At 35.1% G+C, this 24,527-nt stretch carries 24 protein-coding genes and 1 pseudogene; 19 read left to right on the forward strand and 6 right to left on the reverse strand.

What is annotated here, in order from left to right; all coding sequences use genetic code 11:
- Positions 1–64 precede the first annotated feature (64 nt).
- From NYE67_RS07850 to NYE67_RS07875, 6 genes are all read left to right on the forward strand, one after another.
- Positions 65–1,339, forward strand: coding sequence for a right-handed parallel beta-helix repeat-containing protein (locus NYE67_RS07850; RefSeq protein ID WP_340727675.1), 1,275 nt, complete (start codon positions 65–67; stop codon positions 1,337–1,339).
- Positions 1,336–1,797 carry a nitrous oxide reductase accessory protein NosL gene (locus NYE67_RS07855; protein WP_340727676.1) on the forward strand — a complete coding sequence of 154 codons (462 nt, stop codon included), beginning with the start codon at positions 1,336–1,338 and terminating at the stop codon, positions 1,795–1,797. The genes NYE67_RS07850 and NYE67_RS07855 overlap by 4 nt, the downstream gene beginning before the upstream one ends.
- Positions 1,794–2,591 (forward strand): ABC transporter permease, encoded by a 798-nt coding sequence (locus NYE67_RS07860; protein ID WP_340729659.1) that lies wholly within the window; start codon positions 1,794–1,796, stop codon positions 2,589–2,591. The genes NYE67_RS07855 and NYE67_RS07860 overlap by 4 nt, the downstream gene beginning before the upstream one ends.
- Positions 2,592–2,598: 7 nt before the next feature.
- On the forward strand, positions 2,599–3,288 hold the full coding sequence (locus tag NYE67_RS07865; RefSeq protein WP_340729660.1) for an ABC transporter ATP-binding protein: 690 nt from the start codon (positions 2,599–2,601) through the stop codon (positions 3,286–3,288).
- Positions 3,285–3,812, forward strand: a complete 528-nt coding sequence (locus tag NYE67_RS07870) for a peroxiredoxin family protein (protein ID WP_340729661.1) — start codon at positions 3,285–3,287, stop codon at positions 3,810–3,812. Before NYE67_RS07865 ends, NYE67_RS07870 begins: the two co-directional genes overlap by 4 nt.
- Positions 3,813–4,410: 598 nt before the next feature.
- Complete coding sequence (locus NYE67_RS07875) at positions 4,411–5,085, forward strand: metal-dependent hydrolase (RefSeq protein ID WP_340727680.1); 675 nt, start codon at positions 4,411–4,413, stop codon at positions 5,083–5,085.
- A 262-nt stretch (positions 5,086–5,347) separates the two neighbouring features.
- Here NYE67_RS07875 and NYE67_RS07880 read toward each other — a convergent pair whose 3' ends face one another.
- Complete coding sequence (locus tag NYE67_RS07880) at positions 5,348–6,205, reverse strand: XRE family transcriptional regulator (RefSeq protein ID WP_340727681.1); 858 nt, start codon at positions 6,203–6,205, stop codon at positions 5,348–5,350.
- 508 nt (positions 6,206–6,713) lie between these two features.
- On the opposite strand from NYE67_RS07880, the gene NYE67_RS07885 reads away from it, so the two are divergent.
- The 12 genes and pseudogenes from NYE67_RS07885 to NYE67_RS07940 all read left to right on the forward strand — a co-directional run bounded on the left by NYE67_RS07885 (position 6,714) and on the right by NYE67_RS07940 (position 18,865).
- The gene (locus NYE67_RS07885) at positions 6,714–7,265 is read left to right on the forward strand and encodes a sigma factor-like helix-turn-helix DNA-binding protein (RefSeq protein WP_340729662.1); all 552 of its coding nucleotides are present in this window, start codon (positions 6,714–6,716) and stop codon (positions 7,263–7,265) included.
- Complete coding sequence (locus NYE67_RS07890; RefSeq protein WP_191699240.1) at positions 7,258–7,425, forward strand: YvrJ family protein; 168 nt, start codon at positions 7,258–7,260, stop codon at positions 7,423–7,425. Before NYE67_RS07885 ends, NYE67_RS07890 begins: the two co-directional genes overlap by 8 nt.
- Positions 7,426–7,439: 14 nt before the next feature.
- Entirely contained in the window at positions 7,440–7,625 is a 186-nt protein-coding gene (locus NYE67_RS07895; RefSeq protein ID WP_191699239.1) for a hypothetical protein, read from the forward strand.
- Between the two features lie 594 nt (positions 7,626–8,219).
- Positions 8,220–9,758 (forward strand): hypothetical protein, encoded by a 1,539-nt coding sequence (locus NYE67_RS07900; RefSeq protein WP_340729663.1) that lies wholly within the window; start codon positions 8,220–8,222, stop codon positions 9,756–9,758.
- A 188-nt stretch (positions 9,759–9,946) separates the two neighbouring features.
- The gene (locus NYE67_RS07905; RefSeq protein WP_340729664.1) at positions 9,947–10,174 is read left to right on the forward strand and encodes a hypothetical protein; all 228 of its coding nucleotides are present in this window, start codon (positions 9,947–9,949) and stop codon (positions 10,172–10,174) included.
- 408 nt (positions 10,175–10,582) lie between these two features.
- Positions 10,583–11,092: a sigma-70 family RNA polymerase sigma factor gene (locus NYE67_RS07910; protein ID WP_340729665.1), complete on the forward strand. Its 510-nt coding sequence runs from the start codon at positions 10,583–10,585 to the stop codon at positions 11,090–11,092.
- Positions 11,093–11,094: 2 nt separating this feature from the next.
- Entirely contained in the window at positions 11,095–12,075 is a 981-nt protein-coding gene (locus NYE67_RS07915) for a hypothetical protein (protein WP_340729666.1), read from the forward strand.
- Positions 12,076–12,300: 225 nt separating this feature from the next.
- Positions 12,301–13,873: pseudogene (locus NYE67_RS07920) on the forward strand (IS3 family transposase).
- A gap of 292 nt (positions 13,874–14,165) precedes the next feature.
- Positions 14,166–15,152: an NADPH:quinone reductase gene (locus tag NYE67_RS07925; RefSeq protein WP_340729667.1), complete on the forward strand. Its 987-nt coding sequence runs from the start codon at positions 14,166–14,168 to the stop codon at positions 15,150–15,152.
- A gap of 353 nt (positions 15,153–15,505) precedes the next feature.
- Positions 15,506–17,335, forward strand: coding sequence for a hypothetical protein (locus NYE67_RS07930; protein ID WP_340727686.1), 1,830 nt, complete (start codon positions 15,506–15,508; stop codon positions 17,333–17,335).
- Between the two features lie 303 nt (positions 17,336–17,638).
- Entirely contained in the window at positions 17,639–18,295 is a 657-nt protein-coding gene (locus NYE67_RS07935) for a hypothetical protein (protein WP_340729668.1), read from the forward strand.
- 24 nt (positions 18,296–18,319) lie between these two features.
- Entirely contained in the window at positions 18,320–18,865 is a 546-nt protein-coding gene (locus NYE67_RS07940) for a hypothetical protein (RefSeq protein ID WP_340727688.1), read from the forward strand.
- 51 nt (positions 18,866–18,916) lie between these two features.
- Here NYE67_RS07940 and NYE67_RS07945 read toward each other — a convergent pair whose 3' ends face one another.
- The 5 genes from NYE67_RS07945 to NYE67_RS07965 all read right to left on the reverse strand — a co-directional run bounded on the left by NYE67_RS07945 (position 18,917) and on the right by NYE67_RS07965 (position 22,508).
- The gene (locus tag NYE67_RS07945) at positions 18,917–19,783 is read right to left on the reverse strand and encodes an ABC transporter permease (protein ID WP_340727689.1); all 867 of its coding nucleotides are present in this window, start codon (positions 19,781–19,783) and stop codon (positions 18,917–18,919) included.
- Positions 19,773–20,702, reverse strand: coding sequence for an ABC transporter ATP-binding protein (locus NYE67_RS07950; RefSeq protein WP_340727690.1), 930 nt, complete (start codon positions 20,700–20,702; stop codon positions 19,773–19,775). The genes NYE67_RS07945 and NYE67_RS07950 overlap by 11 nt, the downstream gene beginning before the upstream one ends.
- 2 nt (positions 20,703–20,704) lie before the next feature.
- Positions 20,705–21,115, reverse strand: coding sequence for a DUF3021 domain-containing protein (locus NYE67_RS07955; protein WP_340727691.1), 411 nt, complete (start codon positions 21,113–21,115; stop codon positions 20,705–20,707).
- Positions 21,112–21,564, reverse strand: coding sequence for a LytTR family DNA-binding domain-containing protein (locus NYE67_RS07960; RefSeq protein WP_340727692.1), 453 nt, complete (start codon positions 21,562–21,564; stop codon positions 21,112–21,114). Before NYE67_RS07960 ends, NYE67_RS07955 begins: the two co-directional genes overlap by 4 nt.
- A 161-nt stretch (positions 21,565–21,725) precedes the next feature.
- Positions 21,726–22,508: a helix-turn-helix domain-containing protein gene (locus tag NYE67_RS07965; RefSeq protein ID WP_339216080.1), complete on the reverse strand. Its 783-nt coding sequence runs from the start codon at positions 22,506–22,508 to the stop codon at positions 21,726–21,728.
- Positions 22,509–23,209: 701 nt separating this feature from the next.
- Between NYE67_RS07965 and NYE67_RS07970 the strand changes: the two genes are divergently transcribed.
- Positions 23,210–24,439 carry a dicarboxylate/amino acid:cation symporter gene (locus tag NYE67_RS07970; RefSeq protein ID WP_339216083.1) on the forward strand — a complete coding sequence of 410 codons (1,230 nt, stop codon included), beginning with the start codon at positions 23,210–23,212 and terminating at the stop codon, positions 24,437–24,439.
- The last annotated feature ends 88 nt before the right edge of the window (positions 24,440–24,527 follow it).

The following is a 24,527-nucleotide window of genomic DNA, read 5'->3' on the forward strand; positions in this document are numbered from 1 at the left end:
GGATGATATGTCTGAAAGCGACTTATCTCTGTAAATACACCATAAATAGAGGTGCATAGGGCTTATGAATAAATTGATGAGATGGGCTGTTCTTTCGCTGCTATTAACCTTCTTTCCCCTCGTTTCACATAGCGTAGCAGCAGAAAGTTTACAGCAATTAATAGACGAAACTGAACCACATAGTACGCTTTATTTAAAAAACCAAACGTACGAAGGATCAGTTACCATTACAAAACCTATTACAATCATTGGCGATAAAAAAACAAAAATCACATCATTAACTACAGGAATTAAGATTAAGGACACTACTGATATTACGCTTGTATCACTCCAATTTGAAACGAAACAAACACCTATTCGTGTTGAAGATAGTAAAGATCTTGTCTTTAAAAATTTGAACCTTGATATTGATGAAAAAGGTGTGGAGTTTTACCGTGTTCAAAATGTCACTCTTTCCTCTTTGAAAATAGAGGGAAAAAAAGAAGGCCACTTTTCCAAAAAGCCAAACGCGGTGAGTCTATTTGAAGGGGATCAAATTATTGTCAAAAATCTGTTTGCTAAAAACATTCAGGATGGCATGTACTTTGAGAAAACAAAAAATGTAGACGTCCAACATACGGTAGTTGAAGATGGGCGGTATGGATTGCATTTCATGTACGGTACTAATATACAGCTACAACACAATGCGGTTAAGAATAATGTATCGGGCATGACGATAATGGTCGTTGAAAATGCTCGTATTGCCCACAACCAAATCGAAAGACAGCTTCAATTAAATAGTAACGGCATGTATTTATATGATATTGAAGAAGCGCAAATCACGAATAATATATTTAAGGAAAATACGACTGCGACGATTTGGAATCAAGTAAAGAATACAGCATTTACCCAAAATATGTTTCAGTCAAATGGAACGGTCATTCACAGTAGAAGGTCACCAACCGTAACAGTTACTGAAAATGAGTTTCAAGGTAATATATTAACGGCTCGGTCAGACGAAATTGGCTTTGTGTTAAATCGAAACCATTATGACGATTATAACGGTTATGACTTCAATGCTGATGGATTAGGCGATACAGACTACCATTCATTCACAAGTTTTGGACAATGGATGGTGCGTAAGCCCGTGTATCAGTATTATGTAGAATCCCCGAGTGTCACATTACTTAATAAATTGGATCAGCAACTCTCCGATACACAAAATATGGTCTTAGTTGATAAAAATCCACTTATGATGACGGAGAATAAAGAACAAAGCATTCAACTGAACTGGCTACATCTATTGGGAAGTACGGCAAGTTTATTCGTATTATTTAGTATTTGGAGGAAATTAAGATGAAACGGCTATTAGTTATAAGTACTATTATTGCAATGATGTTATTAGCAGGCTGTGGCAATAAAGAATACAAGCCGAAAGAGATTTCTGCAGAAACAGATGTTTGTGAAATTTGTAATATGACAATTTCGCATATAGATTACGCGGGTCAAATAGTGTTTAAAAATAATGATCATCTCGTTTTTGATGATTTAGGCTGTTTGATGGAATACATTATCGCTAATGGCGAGAGCGAGATTGGGGCAGCATATATTAAAGATGAATCAACAAATAAATGGATTAATGTTAAAGAGGCCGTGTACATCTACGAAGCGAACTATTGGACACCTATGAACTACGGCGTACTCGCATTTGCATCACAGGAAAGTGTGGATGCTTATATGAATGAAAATGGACAAGGTAAACAGCTTAAATATGATGATTTATTAACATTTGAATGGGGAATCCATACGCACGAATGATAAAGTTTATTCAACTTGAGATGAAGCAATTAATCCGTAGTAAATGGCTTCAAATCGTTACCGTATTATTTGTTGTTACCTTTACATCCGTGTTAATGATTCAACAAATTGCAATGCCTGATGCAGAAGGGTTTACGCGTCAATCAGCAGCAATGTTAAACGTATTATTATTTTTACTTCCGTTATTTATATTGACAATTGGTTCAATGAGTCTAGCGGCCGACCGTGAATCAGGTTGGTTAAATTTACTGAAAACCTATCCGATGTCTAATGGTAAGTATATTTTTACGAAGTGGATCGGCTTATTTAATGTATTTTTATTCATTACACTATTAGCCATTACACTTTCCTATATGATGGGGAGCTTTTTTGGCGGCATTTCACTAAATGGTCCGTTCATCTTATTTATTCTTATTTTGCTGTTACTTTTCACATCACTTAGTATTTTCGTAGGTGTGATAGCAAAAAACAGGCTTCACGCACTGGCGCTTGCTTTAGGTGTTTGGTCAATGATTACACTGATTTTATCGTATGTGTTAATGGCGGTAGGAACCATTATTTCGGAAAATTTATTGAAAACTTTCATTTCGTTATCCATCCATATTAATCCACTTGAATGGATGCGCTTTAGTTATTTTATATTTACGGATCAGTCAGCTGTTTTAGGACCGGCCTTCTATGAGCTGGTGAAATTTTATGATTCAACAGTCGGACTATTTTATTACAGCTTATTTACAGCACTATGGGGAGTTAGCCCCCTTTTATTAGCTACATATTTATTAAAAAGAAGGTGATAAATATATGACCGTGGAATTGTTGAACATTACGAAAACATATAAGAAAAACCGGGGCGTGCACAATATTGAGGTAACAATTGATGCTGGTGAGATTACGGCACTTGTCGGAGCAAATGGCGCAGGGAAAAGTACTATTATAAAATTGTTAACCGGGCAACTCGTGCAAAATGAAGGGGAAATCATTGGTTTTTCAAAAGAGGCACTTCGATATATGCCGGATGATTTAAACTTTCCGGATACATTAACGGCTGCTGAAATATTAGCCTTATTAGCCAATTTGAAAAAGGTGCCCTCCGATAAAATCCCGAAACTTCTTGAACAAGTTGGACTAGCTGATAAAGGTCATTTACGGGTTTCGGAGTATTCCAAAGGGATGCGCCAACGTTTAAATTTAGCACAAAGTTTAATAGGCGATGGAGATTTATATATATTAGATGAACCGACGAATGGCTTAGACCCCTTTTGGATTGCGACATTGAAAAAAATGCTTGTAGATGAAAAGGAAAAAGGGACTCATGTATTGTTTTCTACCCATTTACTTTCCTTTGCTGAAGAAATTGCGGACCAAGTGATTATGCTTCATGAAGGTGAAGTAATTGCCAAAGGGAAAATAAGCACGCTTCTAACTACTTACCATTGTCAAACGTTAGAACAACTGTGGTTAACTTTAACATCTCTGGAGAATGTCCAGTGAAGAAATATATTGGACTTGTAATGATCACAATATTAATCGGAATTTTAATATGGGAAAATAGCAGGGCAAGCAATGAAAAGATACCATCAACTATTACTACTAATGAAGAAGGTGTACGTGTTGTAAAAGCAACTGATTTTACATTGCAAGCATTGGATCAGCAACAATATTCACTGTCGGATTCTCAAGGGAAATGGACGATTGTGAATTTTTGGGCTTCGTGGTGTGAACCTTGTAAAATGGAGGCACCTCATTTGCAACGTTTGTATGAGGAATATAATGATCAGCTAGAAATATTGGCAGTTAACATGACAACGAAAGACAGGCAGGACGATGTGCAAAAGTTTGTTAATGAGTACGGGCTGACATTTCCGGTTTTGTTGGATGAGCAGGGGGACGTGAGTATGACGTATGGTGCCTTTACGATTCCAACTACAATTTTTATCGACGAGAAAGGCAATATTATCCATGAATTTGCTGGTCCTATGGAAGAATCATTTATAATTGACCTTTTATCTTTGTGAATTTCATTTTATACGAATGAAAAAGACGCGGTGCCTTAAGGAAGGGCACTGAAAAACCTATATTTTTTATCACGTAAGGCACTTTCTATTCGAGATTGAATGGAAGGTGCCTTCTCTGCGAATAGGGTGTGGCACCTTGAATTGCGAATGAGTAAATAGAGGAATGAATTTCCCTTATTTCGAAAATAAAATAAAAAATAGTAAAAATAAGGGTAGGAATTTCCGTTATTGACCTGAAAAAACATGAAATTCAGGTATTTTATTTAAAATAACGGTAAAACGTTCCCTTATTTAGCCCCAAAATGAGCAACATCATTTAAATAACGGTAAAATCTTCCCTTATTTCTTTGCCTATTCCTCCCTTCGCTTCAGATTCACAGTTCGAATATCTTACGTCTTTTTAAAATTAGTAAAACTTGATTAATCAAATTAGTTTCAGTACAATGAAATCTTTGAATACATAACTAGTGATAGGGAAACCCGTGAAACCATATTCTAATAGAAGGTAATCGCTTTTTTAAGAAATGAAGATGGAAACTCAGCTACAATTTCATCGGTTAACGTTAAGTAAGAGACATCACAACAAAGAGGTGGCAACATGAAAGGTCGAACACATTTAACAATAGGGTTGGGTATAGGGGCAGTGGCGTCTGTCAGCCAAACACCTGAAATGATTCCAATCGTTTTAGCTGCAACCGCTGTAGCTTCCCTTGCTCCAGATTTAGACGGAAATAATTTGTTAAACAAGCATGTGACAAAAACGGCGAAACAAATAAAAAAGGGCGGACAATTTGTCGGTGGGGCGTTGATTGTTCTGTCGTTATTCTCCTACATATTTAATATTAATTTCCTACCCTTTTTAGAGGAGGGATGGCTTACACAACAAAATAAACTCCTCTTTTTAGGGTTGGGTGCAATCATTATTGCATTGTCCATGAGAAGCCAGGAAACGTTGAAAAATATTTTGATGAGCATTTTAGGTTTATTCCTACTGTACTATGCCATTACGGATGAACTGTGGTGGCTCGTTATGTTCGCTCTATACATTGGGGCAGCAGGATGGTTCCCACATAGAGGGCAAACCCATACAATTTGGGCAGTAATTTATTGGGGCTATATGTCTTATCTGTTGGAAATGAGTACGGGGGTTGAACATTTAGCGATCATCTCAACTATGGCCTACCTTTCTCATATTCTAGGAGATATGATGACGATAAAAGGAGTTAAATTTCTTTCTCCAATTACAAGCAAAGTATTTAAAATAAGAATATAAATTTGAAGTATGAGGCTGGACATAAGTAGAAATTTTTTTGTATAAGGGAATACTCTTATTAAAAATTGATATTTGAATTGATTGGAGTGAAGGGGCGACTCCTGGGGGAACAGCGCGACGCCTGAGACGTTCGTGTAAGGCCGTGCCCCCGGAAAGCGTCCCCGTAACGGAAATCAATTCTAGAAGAAGCAGAAAAATATGCATTTTTTCTTTGGAAAAATGCATATTTTTTGTTTTGTCTCAGGCTCATTTAAAATGTACATTAAATTGAGTATTTTTTAACTTCTGCGTCTAATATAGATAACAAATCGAACTGATCTAAAACTTCTAACATATTCTTTCCTTTATTAATCCAATATAATCCGCAAGTGCCCATATTACTTAAACAAACACCCTTCCGTATATAACATATTGATAAGTTAATAAACTGCTTCTCTATTTTACATAGTTCAATGGAGCTCTCTAATTGTTTTAAAGCCATATTGTAATCGTTATTTTTCAAATATAACAAGGATAGATTAATTAAAAAGTTTATTTTTATCCGATTTATATTTTGGAAATTTTTATACTTCTCAATATGACGAAAAGCGAATTTTTTCATTTCTTCAGCCGTTTCAACCGGAAAAATATAAAGGATAGCATTTAACAAAAAGATATCGGATAAGTACAAGTTGTCCCTACGAGATAATTCTGTCCAAATGGGCTCAGCAAGTAATTTTGCATGATGAATATCGTTCGTATTGGCTAATATTGAGAGGCTTTTTATAATGATATTTATTTTATTAATCAGTTTGTCTTCAGGACATTCTTTTAAATATGAAATACAACTTTGCTGTAACTGCAATAAATCATCCGAATTATTATACGTTTGATTATAAAAGTTGTTAATAATTTCATCTCTTAAAGGCATTGAATATCCATTATTTATATATTTAAATTCGTCATAAGAAGTTTCTATACGGACCAGAAATTCACTAAGAGTAGAATGTTTAATATCTTTATTTTCCCCTAGCTCAAATTTGGAGAAATTACCTTGAGTACAGATGTTAGATGATACATATTTTTGCGAAAATCCTTTGCCGACTCTTATTTTTTTTACTGTTTCTCCATAATTATTCATAAGATCCTCCATTTTATTCTTTTACTAATATTATAAGATAAAATTGTATAATTTATGTAAAATAAGAAAAAAGGGGGGGTGAGAAAATGATTGATATGATTATTATCGCTCTAGATTTATGGCTGATAGGAATTGGGGGAGGTTAATAAGTTTTTCGGAAAGTTACCTTAGATGCAGTTAAAAGGTGGCGCCAGTAGTAGTAAAGTCCTTAAATACTACGACTGGTGTCTATCTTGTATATCTAATGTAATCTTCAATGTATAAAATGCATAAATAGAGCTACCGTTTTACATAGTAGAAGGTAAAAATAGTAATAATATACTAATATTTAGATGAAACAAATAAAAATATTAAAATATTATTATAACTAATCGTTTTTGGTTGTATTTTTCGATAGAAATTCCCCTATATATAGTAAGAAGGTTAGCAAAAATTCTATTCGGTCTTTTTTAATTAAAAACGAACGGAAGTTCATGTTTTATGACTAAAAAGATAAGGGGTATGACGAATGAAGATTTTAAATCCTGATGTTGTGAATAGTAATGTATTTAAAAGATTTTTAGAGATAGAAGAGTATAACAAACTGTACACTGCCTATTTAGAGGATCCGAATAGTACTAATGCTGATACCTTAAATGAACATTTCAAGTATTTTGAAAAACAGATCATACGTATCGCCTATATAAAAAAAGCAGTTATATATGAATCCAGAAAATTTGATTCAATGTTAAGAGAGCACAATAGAAAGTATGAATTGAATTTGGATGCACCAATTAATGAAAGCCTCGCAATGGTAGATACTGTTCAAGATGAAAATTCTTTTCTCCAATTCGAAAACATTTTTGAGAATGACTTAGAAAGTTTGTTAAGTGATGAATTGTTAATCACCTTATTAAGACGTTTAAATACTAAGCAAAAACAAGTTTTATATTATCGGTATGTAAACGAGTTAACTGAGAAGGAAATTGCGATGATTTACAACGTATCACAACAAGCTATTTCTAAGATGATTCATAGATCGATAAATATATTAAGAGAAGGGAGGGAAGAGAATGATTGAGGGGCAGCTGTTTCAAATATTGGGAAATTTCGGGTTTCCGATAACCATTGCGATTTATTTATTAATGAGATTCGAGGGCAAAATTGATTCTTTACGAAGTTCTATTGACGTATTATCAAACGACCTCACTAAAGTGAACCATGAAAGGAGTAAAAAATAGGGGGGAGGTTAACTATGGTCGAGCATCTTGATCCAAATGAAATTGTTCAATTATTAAAAAGGATTGAACCTGTTATTTCATATTCATCACGGCAAACTAGGATAGAAAATCGGGATGACCTGAAGCAGCACCTTTATGAAGTTACTATTAAAACTTTAAAAAATACGGTTTTTGTACAACCAAAAGGATTGTTTAAATGAATATAATAGTCGGTGAGGCATTTTGATATCTAAGGAGTAGTTGCACCTTTGGATTATTAAAATGTCTCTTTTAATATGTTTATGATTCAAGAAGTCCTTTGTATTTCAACGATGTAATAATGCATGATACATAATAAATAAGGTCAAACACCATAAAATCAACACTTAGGGAGATTATATAATTTTTTTAACTTTAATTCGGTAATAATAGCGGATTAAATGACTTTTTATGTTTAGACAATTTTTACTGTAACGTTATATATGTAAAATAATTTTCCTCAGTATAGTATAGAGGAAATAACTTGAAAAATCATAGAGAGACAATATGAAAGCGCAATCAATCTTTGGAAAATGGAATGACTTGGGCTGTTTTTATTATTTCGTATATTGCAAAAACCGAGGAATTCGTAATGGTAGCCTCAATTCTTTTAACCTGAGTAAAACAATATTGTAATATAATTTTGGTATATTCTAAACAGGCAGTAGATGGTGCTGCCGAAACTCGATTTGATCAGAGGTGAAACGATAAATACCGGAACAAATGAAAAATCCATCCTATCAGTAGAAAAAATACGAATTAGGAGCGATCAAGTAATGAATAAAAAACAAATGGACTCTAAAACAGCAAATAAAAATATATCTAAGAAGGTAGCGCCACTAGTGATGTCAACATCATTTATAGCTGCATCATTTTTAGCGGCTGGAGCACCTATTTCTGCATCTGAGCTAGATTCAAAAGATGTAAATCCGGAAATTATTGAACACGCAAAAAATCATGGACAGAAAGTATCTGCATACGCAAAAAGCCTACCAGGATCACCTGGAAAAGGGGAGCTTGTTAGTCAGGTAGCTCAAACTAACTCCGAAAAAGCAGATAATGAATTAGATAATAACGATAATATAGATGAAACGGATAATGATGGTATAGACGAAGGTGCAACGGAAGTGCCGGAAACACCGGTAAATGAAGACGACCAGAATGAAGGTGTAGTTGTAGAACCGGAAACACCAGTGTCTGAAGAAGAACCAATTGAAGACGAAGTAGTAGAAGAACCGGAAACACCGGTATCGGAAGAAGAACCAGCTGAAGAAGTAGTAGAAGAACCGGAAACACCAGTGTCTGAAGAAGAACCAGCTGAAAATGAGGTAGTAGAAGAACCGGAAACACCGGTATCGGAAGAGGACCCAGCTGAAGAAGAGATAGTTGTAGAACCAGAAACACCAGTATCGGAAGAAGAACCGGTTGAAGAAGATGGAGCTGAAGAACCAGAAACACCAGTGTTGGAAGAAGAACCAGCTGAAGAAGAGGTAGTAGAAGAGCCGGAAGCACCAGTATCTGAAGAGGAACCAACTGAAGAAGGTGGCACTGAAGAATCAGAAACACCAGTAACAGAAGAAGAACCAGCTGAAGAAGAGGTAGTTGTTGAACCGGAAACACCGGTATCTGAAGAAGAACCAGTTGAAGAAGAGGTAGTTGTTGAACCGGAAACACCGGTATCAGAAGAAGAACCAGCTGAAGAAGAGGTAGTAGAAGAGCCGGAAACACCAGTTTCTGAAGAGGAACCAACTGAAGAAGGCACAGCAGAAGATGACTTTATAAATTGGTTAGATGAATCTTATCAATTTATCGATAATAGTTATCAAAGCTTAATTAGCTACTACCAAATTCATATTGAGCAATATTTAAGTGACTTAGAATCTGATCAAACAAACGAAGAAACTGAAAATGTTCCAGTAGTTGATGAGGTAACTGATGATTCTGCAGATGCTGATGAAACAGATACAACAGATACAACAGATACGACAGATACGACAGATACAACTTTAGAGGAAGATGCATCTCAAGATGAGGCTGTTGATAATACAGAACTACCAACTGAGACTGATGAGAATCTGGAAACTCCAGCTGTTGTAGAAGATGAAGAACAACCTTCTACTGTAGAAACTCCTGAGCAAGAAGTTGAAGAAGTGGAGAATATCGTATCTGAACCAGTAGAAGAAACTGAAACGGAAGAAATTAGTGTAGATACAGACCAAAAGCAAGCTGAGAAAATCGCATTAAAAGACAAAGTGATTGGCTACTATCAAAACTTAGTAACATCATTCTCTAACTTTTTAAACTTCCTAAAATAAGAGTAATAAACACTTAAAAAGTAGCACAGACCAACAAAATGGTTTGTGCTAATTTTATTTTTTTGCTCTGTTAAAGCATTAATCGATTAGGTAAAGTTAATGGTCGCCAATGCCAAAGGAGGGTTTAGGAGTATTGTTACTTAATATGTAAATTTGATATCATCGTAAGAAGAAAAGAGGTGATTACTATGGAAATATTAGAAATAGATGGAAAGTTAATTATAGATGGCTTCGAATTTTACGGTCAGATTGAACAAAATAAATTTTGTTCGCAATGCAAATCTAATTTAGTTTATTATGATGATTTTGATACATATTTTTGCCCTAATTGTAATAGTTGGACTGAGTCAAAATGTAGTGACCCTCATTGTAAATATTGTCCTAACAGGCCAGAACAACCTTTATTTACTAAATAGGGTTCCATAAAGTTTATAATAATTTATAACGACAATAGAAAAACATATCTAAAAACCGCTTTGGTAACATTTAAAACACAGCTATGGTAAAACATGGTTGTGTTTAAAAATATAATTTAGTTCGAAGATTCCTCTAGACCTTTGATTTCAAATGTCTTTATTCCGCCTCTTACTTTATCTGTTTTACATTCATCGACTTTATTGCCAATGCAACTGTATCTTCATTTTTAAAGCTGGTTCTGTCTATTCAAAGAAACAGTTGCGTCGTTTACAGTGCAGATTTCTTTTTTCAAAGTGGAATAAGCAATATATCTAATAGTTAAAAAGTTTTTGATAGGTTTTGAAATTCAAAACGAATGATAGAGTGAACGGATCTTTCGCGAAAAACGTTTTGAAATGAGGTGTCATATGGACGAGAAAATAATTTCATTAATTAAATCTAAACAAGAAAAAGGCATTACATTGTTACTTGAACAATACGGGGGACTCATGAAAGCTATTGCGCTCAAATATTTGGCTAGTAGACCTCAAGAATTAGAGGAAACAATGGCAGATATAACGATTGCTATTTGGTATCATATCGACGACTTTGATTCGAGGAAAAACACCTTCAAAAATTGGGTAGCAGCTATTGCGAAATTTAAAGCAATCGATGTTTTACGAAAATTAGAGCGACAAGTTCCTACAGCAGAGCTACAAGATAATTTACCATTGCTAGAGTCAAACCAAATCGACTGGCAAATAGTGCTGAATAGTTTACCTATTGAAGAACGCCAAATTTTTGAAAGCTACTATTTTAAAGGGAAATCAACGACAGAAATAGCAGAGCAATTTCAAACGAAACCATCCTGGGTCCACAATAAATTATCACGAACTAGAAAGAAACTAAAAGATCAATTATTAAAAGGGCGGGTGTAAAGATGAGCATTTATAAAGAGTTAAATGAAGTCGTTATTGATTTAAGTGAATTTGACGTGTCACCGCTTACCAATTATGAAAAAAAGCGTGTACAAAAACTCGTGAAAAAGAAGTTAAAATTAGTGAAGTCCCATAAAGGGATGGGTGTTGCAGCAGCTACTCTGACAATCGGCTTATTAGCTATGAATCATCAAACGATTGCCAATATGCCGTTCATTGCAGCATTGCTAGAAGATTGGCAAGTAACTGAGCAAGTGGATTGGTCACCTTACAAAACAGTGATTGGTGAAACGCGTACGACAGAAATGGGCGATTTAACATTAAATGAAGTGATTGTTAATTACGATAAAATAATGATTAGTGCAACGTTTAATAAAAATGAAGAGACCGTTTTTTCTTATCGACATCAATTAATCCCTACTGTCATCATTAATGGTGAAAAGGTTGAAACGAAAGGTATATCAGCACAATCGATTGCACAAAACAGTTCAATGTATACAATTTATAATGAGATTACATTAGCTGAGCCAGTAGCGGCTGCCAATTTTGATATACAAATTATGTATGACGAAATGCATACCCCACAGACAAAAACGCTAGAAGGTGAAACACTTGAACAGCCGTGGGTATTTGACATAAAGGCTTCTCAGCTTACTGTACAAAATGAAACAGCAGTGCACGATTTACACCAAACAATACAATTACAAAATGACGAGCAATTTGTAATTAATCGAATCGTAACAACGCCGATTTCTACAACCATTTATTATAGTGGTTTTTCATCTGATCGATCACCGAATATTAATCTTTTTGATGCGGAGGGGAACCGTTATCACTGGAATTCTGCATACGGAAATGATGATGGTACGGGAGAAATTAATTATACAGGTGCATCTTTTTTAGAGAGTGAGCTTTTCATCCAAGTTTTCTCTACTTCCACAGAAGAAGATGCAATCAGTGGAAAAGTAAAGATTTTAAATTAATTTTTGATTTATCAGTTCCAGGCATCCATACAAATTTAAAGAGGCGTCCGAAAAGTCATTTTGGGACGCCTCTTTTAAATTTATATGTATAACAGATTCCAAAAAGGTTCCAAATAAAAGTTTGAAGCGACAGTTTAAAAAGGCGCAAACTTTGGTTTATGATATGCTCCCCATTAGGTAGACAGATTAAAAAATAAAATCTGTTTATCGAATGGAGGGCATTTTTTGTCTAATAAAACATTTTCATTAGAGACGAAGATTTCGGCTCTTAAATACCTAGAGGAAGGTCGTTATTCTGCAAGAGAAATTTGCAAGATGTTTAATTTGAATCCAAATCGCTTATATGAATGGCGCGCTAAATATCAATTCGGGGGCACAGATGCATTACTTCGTCCCGTTAAAAATAAAAGATACCCTAAAGAATTGAAAAAAAACGCCGTTGAAGATTACCTAACAGGCAATTATTCAAAGTATGAGATCATGATTAAATATGGAATCAGTGGTCGAAAAGTATTCAATAGCTGGTTAAAAAAATATAATAGTCATAGTGAATTAAAAGACTCGAATCAAAGGATGAGCCAAACTATGACTAAAGGAAGAAAAACTACTTTTGAAGAACGAATTGAAATCGTGAAAGCTTGCTTAACAAATGAAAAGGATTATAAAACAACAGCGGTTCAATATGATGTGACGTATCAACAAGTATATCAGTGGGTGCGTAAGTTTGAAGATGGTGGCGAAGCATCTCTTGAAGATCGCCGTGGGCGAATGAAATCAGCGGATGAATGTACACCAGAAGAAAAATTACGTATAAAAATCAAAAAAATAGAACGTGAAAATGAAAGATTACGTGCTGAAAATTTACTTTTAAAAAAGTTAGAGGAAATCGAAAGGAGGCTTCGTTAAGTAAACTTCGTACGCAAAGTCATTATCTAGCTATTAAAGAACTGGCAGAAAAAGAAAAATTTCCGATTCTATTACTTTGTAAATTAGTGAATGTTTCACGAGCAGCTTATTATAAATGGTTAAACCGCCAACCGACATCACATGAACTAGAAAACAAGCAGTTAATCGAATCGATTGAACATTTATATAAACAAGTAAATGGTATTTACGGTTATCGTAGAATCACGATGACAATCAATCGCCAACGAAAAAAGAATGGCTTAAATAAAGTAAATAAAAACGTATTTATCGTCTTATGCAGATTTCCGAATTGCAGGCAGTTATTCGACGTCGTCCAAAAAAGTACCGTAAGGTAACACCAGATTACACAGCTGAGAACGTATTAGCACGTGAATTCACGGCCGAAAAGCCAAATCAAAAATGGTGTACAGACGTAACTGAATTCCAGTATGGAAACGGTAAAAAGGCTTATTTAAGTGCGATTATTGATCTTTATGACAAATCTATTGTGAGTTACAAATTTGGACAATTAAATAACAATGATTTAGTTTTCAAGACGCTTAAACCAGCTATACGCCAATTAAATAAACAGGAATTTCCTATCCTACATAGTGATCGAGGATATCAATATACATCAAAAGAATTCAAGCGAATCATAGAGAAAGCAAATCTGACACACAGTATGTCGAGAGTCGGCCGCTGTATTGATAATGGACCGATAGAAGCGTTTTGGGGGACTCTAAAAGTAGAGAAGTATTATTTACATAAATTTGAGACGTACGAAGAGTTAAAACATGCGATTGATACATATATAAAATTCTATAACAACGAACGATATCAAGAAACATTAAACGGCTTAAGTCCTAAAGAATTCAGGTCTCAAGCCGCTTGATGAATTTTTATTATTTCGACTGTCTACTTGACGGGGTGCAGTTCATTTAACAGTGTTTTGTGCCTTTTCTTGTGAACATTTTTTTGTAGTAATCTATACAGATAGCTCAAATTGTTGATTCAACTGTATTTGTACTTGATGTGCGTGTTCTCTATCTTGCATAAAATCGTGAATACTCCTTCTTGTTATAAATCCATATTTCTCTTACTAAACAACAGAGCAATTTTTTAAGTGGCAATCGCTATACAAAAAGTAAAATTTCTAATATTCTTAAAATACTATATATTTCGAGGTGAGGTTATTGAAAGCGATACGAATCAATCAATTTGGTACATCAGAAAACTTATTGGTAGAGCAAACCGAAATACAGGGGCCAGCTGAAAATGAAGTGCTTATAAACCTTTATGCAGCTGGAGTAAATCCAAGTGATGTCTATACATCAACAGGTACATATGCGATAAAACCTGAATTACCATATACACCAGGGTTAGATGGTGCAGGTATTGTGGAAGAGGTTGGGAAGCAAGTAACAAATGTAAAAGTGGGAGATCGCGTATTTATTGCAAGTTTACCAAATGGCCAAGCGACTGGAACGATTGCTGAAAAAATTGTTTGTGAAAGCCGCTTTGTTCATCCGATACCAGAACATATTTCATTTGAAGAAGGCGCGGCGCTAGGTATTCCAGCTTTAACAGCCTATCGGGCAGTAGTAGGGAGAGCGAATGTTCAGGCAGGGCAAACTGTATTCATTCATGGGGCAAGTGGCGCCGTTGGTTTACAGGCTGTTCAAATTGCAAAAGCATTAGGCGCAAAAGTAATTGGAACAGCAAGTCGGGAATCCGGAAAACAGCTTGTAAAAGAGGCAGGAGCAGATATTGTTCTTGATCATATTACAGAGCAAACGATTGATGCCGTATTAGAACAAACAAATGGAAAAGGACCAAATGTTATTATTGAATTTTTGGCAAACGAGAATTTACAAACAGATTTGCAAATGATTGCAAAGCAAGGTGTCATCGTTATTGTAGGAAACCGTGGGGAAATTAATATTAATCCCCGTCTTATGATGCAAAAAGAGTGTGATGTGCGAGGCATGGTATTATTTAATGTTACGGCCGAAGAACATCAGCAGCTTATTCAAGAAGTAGCAAAATTGCTTGAAAAACAGCAACTTAAACCAGTAGTCGGTTATAGCTATCCTTTAGAAGAGGCGAGCATTGCATTTGATGCCGTTATTAATGGTGAGCATAACGGAAAAGTCGTTGTACGAACACAATAGTTAAATTTTGGACTAGTAAATATGCTAGTCCTTTTTTGTGGCTCATCACCATAACATAGGGTTGCCTTTATTGCCGTTTGCGAGGCCCACCTATCCCAAAATTTTGCCCTCGTTATAAAGTGAAGTAAAAAACACCTAATCAAGCCGCTTGCGCTATCGCGAGGCGGCATTTTGTCATCCCCAACTAATAGTGATGAATCTTTTTTTATGTTTGATTTTGGGAATATTGACATTAAAGTGAAGAAATTCTAATACTTTTGCTATTATTTTGTCTGTTTAGTGCTATTTACTAAAATAATAGAAAAAATTGTTATGATATACGAGTAATATATAAGAAATTAGGGAGCGTAACAATGGGATTTAAAGAAGAGTTTAAGCGAGAAATGCGCAATGTACAAAATGATGTAGCAAAAGAGGTAGAAAAATATTGGGTCCTCGATTTTGAAGGACATAAAATAGAGATTATTAATGAGATGATGGAGGAAGTATTAAAGGTTGATGGTGAAATTATTGCCCAAAATGTTCGGAAATCCATCTGGTCACATATTGTGCCGTTTTCAACATTGAAAGGAACATTTCAATCTAGTAGCGGGAAGAAACATAAAGTATTTGTCAAAATAGGCGGATTTGTAAAACTGAACGTAACGGTCAAAGTAGACGGAAAAGAGCTTTTACATGATGCGATGAAATTACAATTTTTACCCTGGTCCAATAAGGAATTTATCGTGCCATATATTGAACAGCAATTTCATACAAATCAAAAGTTAATAACAAAAGATTTACCGGATGATGCGTTTTTATATGATGAATTTCATCCAAAACATGCACCTGGATTTGCAGATCAGCTTCATACGGAAGAAGTAACGCCTTTTTATACAAAAAAGCTGATCAAACTGTTTTTAGAACAGATAAACAATCCAACTGATGAAACTCGGAAAGCTACTTACGAAAAAATAAAAGATGAAAAAGTAATAAGTTATTATTATGAGTTTTTAGAACAGTTTTCTGAAATCGAAAAAGAAGAAAGTCGGGTAAAGGAAGAAGCAATTTGGTTACTTGAGCACGCTGCACATCGAGAAGTGGTGAAATTTGCGCTTGTTATTTTAGGGACAGGAAATTGCGAAGAACTGAAAGAGCGTCTTAAAATAATCGCACTTCACGAAGAATTTACAGGGGTAGCACTTTTCGCCTTAACAAACGGAACGTCAAGCAGCAATGAAGCGGTTTGGTATATAGCAAAAAATGTAACAGGATGGGGTAAGTTAGAGGCGTTGAACTTTTTAGATGCAACTAATGAGGACATCCGTCAGTGGATACTGCTTGAAGGATTAAAGGATACAGTTCCAGGCAATGCATCTGCTTTAATGTGTGCCAATAAAGGGAAGCTTGATATCGAATTGCATGAGTCCGCCATTTCTGAAAAAGTATTTCAAGGTGCCGGTACCATTATTTTAGCATTGCTATATGAAGGTTCTTATCAAACAATGGATGATTATGAATATGCAGGTCAAGTTCTGATGCGCTACACATATCATGCAAAAACACATTGCCGCACACTTAAGGAGTTTTATGTACTTACGCAAATTCATGAATATTTACAATATGATGAAGAAACATGGGATGATCGTTTCTCAACAAACTGGAAGCCCCATGAAAAACGAGCAGTAGAAGAAAATATAGAGGATATAGCAAAAAATCCGGAGTATTTGCAACAGGCAATTGATACATTAAATAATGGGGTAGAAGATGAGGATTATGCAATCGCAACAGCACAATACTATCATGCTGATATTACTAATATAATGTTTGAGAAAATAAAAGATAACCCGGAAAACTATAAGTATTACATGGCATTATTCACTACTGAAAATGAACAAATTATCGAACAGCTTATTAAATTTACAGATTCATTTGGGGATTTCAATGACCTAACAGAGAATCAAAAGATGGTCGTATTAGTCCTGTTGGAGGAATTGGATCAGTATGACGGAGCTGGTTTAGAATTTTTAATTAAAACTTTAAAAACGGCTGACTACCACCTGCAATATATTGCGATGCAAACATTATGTAGATATAATAAATCTTCTTGGCAAGGTACGGAGATTGAACAGCTTGCTTTGCGTTATACAAAAGAGTCCAAGGATAAAGATGTTAAAGAAATTGCTAAGCAGCTGCTGGCATAAGTGAAAATAAGGGGAGAATTTCCTCTTATTTTTTATTTTGAGTAAAAAACAGCCGAAATAAGGGGAGAAATTCCCTTTATTGCCCCCGAAAACAGGGTATCGGGTTGAATTTCCATGCAATAAGGGGAAAACTTCCTTTTATTTTCGCCCTAAACTGATGCTCTATTGCAAATAGCGGTAAAAACTCCGCTTATTTTTGTAAAGATATTCTTGACCGTACATATTTTAAAACAATAATTCGGAATAACTGGTAGTTAATGTGTTAAAATAGGTATTTAATTTTATAACGAGGGGGCAATGTGGATGATTAAAAATAAATTAGCAATTGCTATTTCCTTCATTCTTTTAGTGATTTGTATGTCTATTTATTTTCCGTTTCCAAATAACGAAATGATAAAAGCCCGTTCAACATTTATGACGTTTCCTATACGAAATGAAGAAGGCTATGTATTTCTTGGGATTTTCACTTCAGTGTTATTCGTTATTTCGCTTGTTTTATTGCAAGTAGGATTGAAAAAGTATCATTTTAGAACATTGGTATTGGTAATATTGGCTTTTGCCTTACTACCATTGGCACTTATAACAATTTTCCAAGAAACATTTGCAGAAGGTATTTATGCGATCAAGTATGATGGTAACGGCAATTGCAATTTTGATTATATGAGTGAGGATTTATTAAATGGGGAATGTAGTCTTGTACTACATAATCGGAGTAATGAAACGGTATCTTTTCAACTGGAGTTTATAGATTCACATTTCTATGACGAGGACGGAATTAGAATGGAGTCTCTGATGAATGTTGCCGGACCATTTCATGTGACAATCGAAGCAAACAGAAAAGAGTCGATTCAATTCAATGAATTATTGGATGTGACAGGTATTCCTAAGCATATTGATGGTGGAAGTTCGTCTAATGTCCATATAAAACTTACAGAAGGACAGCGTTCAAGAAATCTATAAACTACTATAGGGGTGTTGCTACATATGAAAAGATTATTACTAGTAATATTATTATGTCTACCACTAGTAGGATGTTCGGATGAAGCTGAAATAGGTGAAGACATCTTATCGAGTGCCGCTGAGTTTAATCTTCAACAAGCATTTGATCTGAAAGAAAAACAAAGTGTCACGATGTTTGTAGAAGTTTATGAAAACGGTCAATTTATGGGTGATAGAGAAATTTATTTTGGCAACAACTTCGAAGGGAACGGCAAAGTTCAGTTTTCTATGTTTAGAGCAGAAAATTCAGCGGAGTTGTTTTTAGTAGGAGCAATTCAAGATAAGAATCATGCCGTATCTAAAAAAATGTTCGTGGAAACGTCTGAATGGGGCGTAATTTTTAAAGCGGCAGAAAATGATGTGATAACAAAAAAAGGGCAATACCGAATTGGCATGTATGGTTCATTGTCTGAAGAAGATTCAACAACCTACACAGAGCCTTTAAATTTATCTGTTGAAGAGAAAAAAGAGTTCATCGAAGCATACGAACGTTATCCGGTTGTTAATGTTGTAGTGGTTGAAGTAAATTAAAAAGGATATTCAAAAGAGTATTGCGGAGAAGGGTGCAATACTCTTTTTTTGCTATTTATACTTCCTTCTAAACAATAAGGTGGACAAAGTACCAAGCACAATAATCGTAGTAAGTACAAATAGTAAACTCATCATACTTGAAAGAATGGAGCCGTTTATTTCATACATGACACCATAATCAACTTTGTACGTTCTAGCATAAACGTCATTTCCGGCAAATACTTTTTCAACGGATTGTGCAGTAAATACATCGCGTAGTAATACAGTTATATGGCTTACCGGGAAGAGGTGGATGACAGATTGGACGGCACTTGGTAATACTGCCATCGGAACGTATATACCGCATAGAAACCCTAATAATGTTCCACTAATTGTGCTCACTGTAGAAAATGCCGTTTCCGTATTAATAAATAACACGATAAATAAATTGATCATACTACTCATGACCACCGCTAAAATTAAAATACCGATTGCTTTTAACATTGCGATGGGAGAAAGCCATTCACCGCCAATGGAAACGATGAAAATTTCACAGCAAATAAATCCGATAAAAGTCATGGAAAACCCAATAATAAAAGAACTGATTACATAGCTTAACTGTATTTTATATCGCGAAGCAGCAGTTACTAAAAAATCTGCTGTCGTTTTTGACTCTAAATCTTTTATATAAATCCCAAATACCCCGAGAGTTGCCGACATGGCGATTATTGATAAAAGTCCAGCGACCATCCATTCACTGACTAGTACTTCAATTTCAGGTGTGACAGCAACATATTCCGCGATGGAGTTAACCTGAAGATTCTGCAAAAAAATAGCGTAAAGACCAATTAAAATAAGTACCGAAAGCAAAGAGAAGAAAACGAGCAATTTATTTCTGAGGAATACTTTGTTATTTCGGCTGACTAAACTAAGAAGCATTCATGTCACCTACTTCCTCATTAATCTGAATAAATACTTGATCAATCGAGCCTTTAATCACCTCAAATGATGCAAGGGAAGGTTGAATCCGTTCGATAATCGGAATCGCATGTAAAGTAGAGGGGATATTCACTTTATAAACATCACCGAATTGCACCATTTCACAGCCAATTTTTTCGGAAATAAGTTCAATATCCGTCTCTTTTTTAAAGGAAAGCACCAGTTGATCAGATGCAAAGCGTTCTTTCAATTCATTTGGTGTGCCTTGAGCGACAATTTCCCCTTTTTTAATGACAACTATTTGATCCGCATTTGTTGCTTCCTCCATGTAATGGGTTGTTAAAAATATCGTCATACCAATCTCTTTCCTTAGTCGTTCAACCGTTTCCCATACGAATTTTCGGGTGTGAGGATCGAGTCCAGTAGTCGGTTCGTCTAGAAATAAAATCGGAGGCTTATGGATTATTGCGCGGGCAATATCGGCTCGTCTACGCTGGCCACCAGACAATTGGCCATATTTTTTATTCTCTATTTCACCAAGCTTTAAATATTGCCAAACGAAACGATAATTCTCTATTAACTGTGCTTTCGTTAATTGATAAAAGCGACCACGATGGATAATATTTTCCTTCACAGTCAGTTCTTTATCAAGCAGGCTTTGCTGAAAAACAATCCCAATTGATTGCCTGATCCGATCATTATCCTTCATCGTTCCAAGTCGGTGCCCATTAATCGTTACATCCCCGCTAGTTTTTTCAAGCAATGTACATAATATTTCAATCGTCGTCGATTTACCGGCTCCGTTACTACCTAAAAATGCGAATAAAGAGCCTTTTTTTACTTGGAAATCAATCCCTTTAACCGCTTCGATCGAACCAAAATGCTTTTTTAAGTCCGAGACTTCAATGGCATAAGTCAATGTTATTCACCTCGATTTTGTTTTAAAACATCATTCATTCGTTTAATATCGCGTTTAATCGAAAAGAAAATAAAGCACCAAACGATAATATAAATGACCGTTGACTGAATAAATAAAAGGATGAATGTAGACGGTTCATCAAAAGAAAACCAATTTCCAAAAAGTCCGACTGTAAATACAGAGCATAGAACTATCCCATAATGAAGTGTTAAAACCGCTATATAAGGCCAATGTTTAATTAAAAATAAACTGTTTGCACAACCAATGATGACCCCTAATGAAAGGGCTAATAAAAATTGATTTAACAACTCTGCACCAGACCAGGTTATGGATGTGTCATTGTACGTAATGAGTGCGATGATGAAATAAGACATAAAAACACTGACAAAGCAGCTAATTAAAAAGTTTTTCACTTGCCAGCACCTCCTAACCCGAGCGCTTCCTTTAGTAGTTTGAAATAATTACGGCTGACAGGAACAACTGTTTCATTTGCTAAAATGACTTGGGGGTTGCCAAGCACTTTTGATTGGATGGAAACAATTTTATCGATGTTTACGAGCATGGATTTATTGACTCGGATAAAGCTAGAATGAAAACGTTCTTCTAATTCATAAAGTTTATTCTTTGCTTCAAATTCTTCTTCATCTGTTTGTAAAAATACTTTTCCATTTTCGGTAAAAATCGAATAAATTTCACGAGATTTTAGTAAATGAATGTCTCCATTGGAATAGCCGGCAATACTTTCAGGTGTTGAGCTATTAATTTTTTTCATTAATTGTTCGACTGTTTCATCAAATTTTGGTGCATGGATATGAACTTCGATTTCTGTGCGGTCATTTTCAATATGTAAGTGGATTTTCATACACTGCTCCTTTCATGATTTCATTGTAGCATTGGAATTTTTATATACTTGATTTTGCCAGTAACAGGTAGAAAAAACGCGTTGACAGGTAATTTTAAGCGTATGAAGAAGGACTCTTATCTTATTGTACTTCGAAAATGAATAGTTGAAGAGGTTTTCTTTCAACGCTCTGTCAGCCAGTCATAAAAAGGGACAGGTCTTGTTTTTGGATATTGTTGCTGCTCTTTGCTCTCCGGTAAAACAGGGCGTGCTACTGCCTTGTCATACGCTCCTTTATAAATTGCACGTAAAGTTGTTCGAATAGTTAATTTCCCATCATGAATGTCTTGAATTATTCGCCACATTGCATCTTTCGCAATCGTAAACTCCCGCATATTTTGAATCGGTGTTGCTAAAATAGCTGATCGTAGCCCGTCCTTTAATTCATCATTTAACGGCAGGCTCATTAAAAACTCATACAATGTTTTTTGCCATTCATTCATCTGTGTGAGCGTATTATTATATATTTCTTTTAAAGAGCTTGTTTTAAAAAGATTAAAAGAAATAGTTTCGTTACACGAAAAATCTTCGCTATCCTCAATTTCATGCACTTCTTTAGCTGAGACCCGATCGGACATTTCCGATGGGACATGTAAAATTTTATAAATGTTAGCTCCTTTAATTCCATTTAGTTTCGTGCTTGCTACGACACATAAAATCCCAAGATCTGCTGCTTTTTTTACAGCACGATACACTGTTTTCGTGCTAATCCCGATACTATCGGCAATTGTTTTTGCCTTTAAATGCGCGGCGCCAGGATAGGCAAGTGCAGACTGTGCAATACGTAAAATGACATTGCGCTCACTTTCGGTTAATTCATGTTCAGCTAGGTGAGCCGCTACTGCCTCGTCCATTTCTTTAATTGAGTTAAATGTTTGATATGTTTTTAAATATTCGAATACCATTATTTGCATCTCCCTTCATCATACATATGTCAAAAATGAAAGAAGTAAGGGACATCTTTTTTGATTATTTTTGAATTTAGGTTATTCCATTCTAAAATAAGGGGAGATTTTACCGTTAATTGAATGATGTAGCTCATTTTTAGGATAAATAAGGGAACGTTTTACCGCTATTTTAAATAAAAACCTGAAATATCACGTTTTTTAGGTTAATAACGGAAATTTCTTCCCTTATTTTTACTATTTTTTATTTTATTTTCGAAATAAGGGAAATTCATTCCTCTATTTATCTCATTACACTCGGGGCCGTCCAACTTCGAGTGGGAAAAACCCCAAATCCTTGTGCCAAGCCCCCAAATTTATTCAAATTTGTCATCCCCAAACTCATGTTGATGAACCCCAATAAAAAGTTTTTTTCATAGTAGTTTTATTTTTATGAATAATTTGGGTAAAGAGATAGGAAAGTTGAGTTCGGCAAACCAAAAACAGCTTAAGAGATTTATACTAAAATGTTGGCTTCCTAATACTCAAGTGAAATTTTATTTTTAATAAAAATTGTAGGTCATGCTTTATTTTTTTTAGAATAATGTCAAAAATCAAACAGAAAAAGCTAGTTTTGTGGTTCGGATTTCAATTCTGTTCTACAATAAGTATCTATTATTCTAAAATACGTAAAAATTATCTAAGTAAGAGGAAGTGAGTTTATGAAACTAGCAACGAAAATTTTATGGGCGTTAGGGTTAGGGGCAATTGTAGGTATAGGATTAAACCTTGCAGCGCCTTCATTCTTTACTGAAGCAGACCGATTTTTCTTCACACCATTAGGGACGATCTTTTTAAACTTAATTAAAATGCTTATCGTACCGTTAGTGTTTTTCTCCATTGTAGTAGGGGTTGCAAATATAGGTGATCCGAAAGCATTAGGTCGAATGGGAAGTAAAGCGATGCTGTTCTTCTTAACAACGACAGCTATTGCTATTACAATTGGTATTGCTTTAGCGGTGATTTTCCAACCAGGTAATAAAGGTCAATTCGATGTACAGGAAGCAAGCTATGAGGCTGCAGAAGCACCACCTGTATCTGAAACGTTGCTTGGAATTATTCCGGCGAACCCGATTGATGCAATGGCAAGTGGCGATATGCTGCAAATTATATTCTTTGCGATCTTTATTGGATTAGGTATAAGTTATTTAGCTTCAAAAGTAGATTTAGTAAAACGCTTTATGGAACAGGGAAATGACCTTATGATGTTCCTTGTAACATTAGTTATGAAATTTGCACCGTACGGAACGTTTGGATTGATTGCATCAGCGGTAGGTAAGCAAGGGTTTGATGCATTACAGGCGATGTTCTGGTATATGATGGTCGTATTATTGGCTTTATTTATACATTTCTTACTGATTTATGGAAGTGCGTTAAAAGTATTAGCAAAACGTAATCCAATCGATGTTATTAAAGCTTATCTTCCTGCAATGACTGTTGCATTTAGTACATCAAGCAGTAGTGCTACACTACCTATTTCGATGGAAATTGCACAAAATAAATTAAATGTACCAAAAGGGATTAGTAGTTTCGTACAGCCACTTGGTGCCACAATCAATATGGACGGTACAGCTATCATGCAAGGTGTTGCAACGATTTTCATTGCACAAGTGTATGGGATCGACTTATCGTTTTCTCAAATGATAATTGTTGTTATGACAGCCGTATTAGCATCTATCGGTACAGCAGCAGTTCCAGGTGCAGGTATGATCATGCTTGCGATGGTATTGGAATCAGTAGGTTTACCGGTAGAAGGTATTGCATTAATTATTGGTATTGACCGCTTACTGGATATGACACGTACAATGGTCAACTGTTTTGGCGATTTAACATGTGCCCTTTATATCACAGAAAGTGAAAAGGATAAAGAAAAGACAGCAGTAGCTGAATAATAGTATAAATAATAATTTAAGGCATCGAGTTTAATATCACTCGGTGTCTTTTTATTTGTCTTCATCTCTAAAATAGAAACTACACTTT

It is taken from the genome of Solibacillus sp. FSL W8-0474 (assembly GCF_038004065.1).
Taxonomy (GTDB): Bacteria; Bacillota; Bacilli; order Bacillales_A; family Planococcaceae; genus Solibacillus; species Solibacillus faecavium.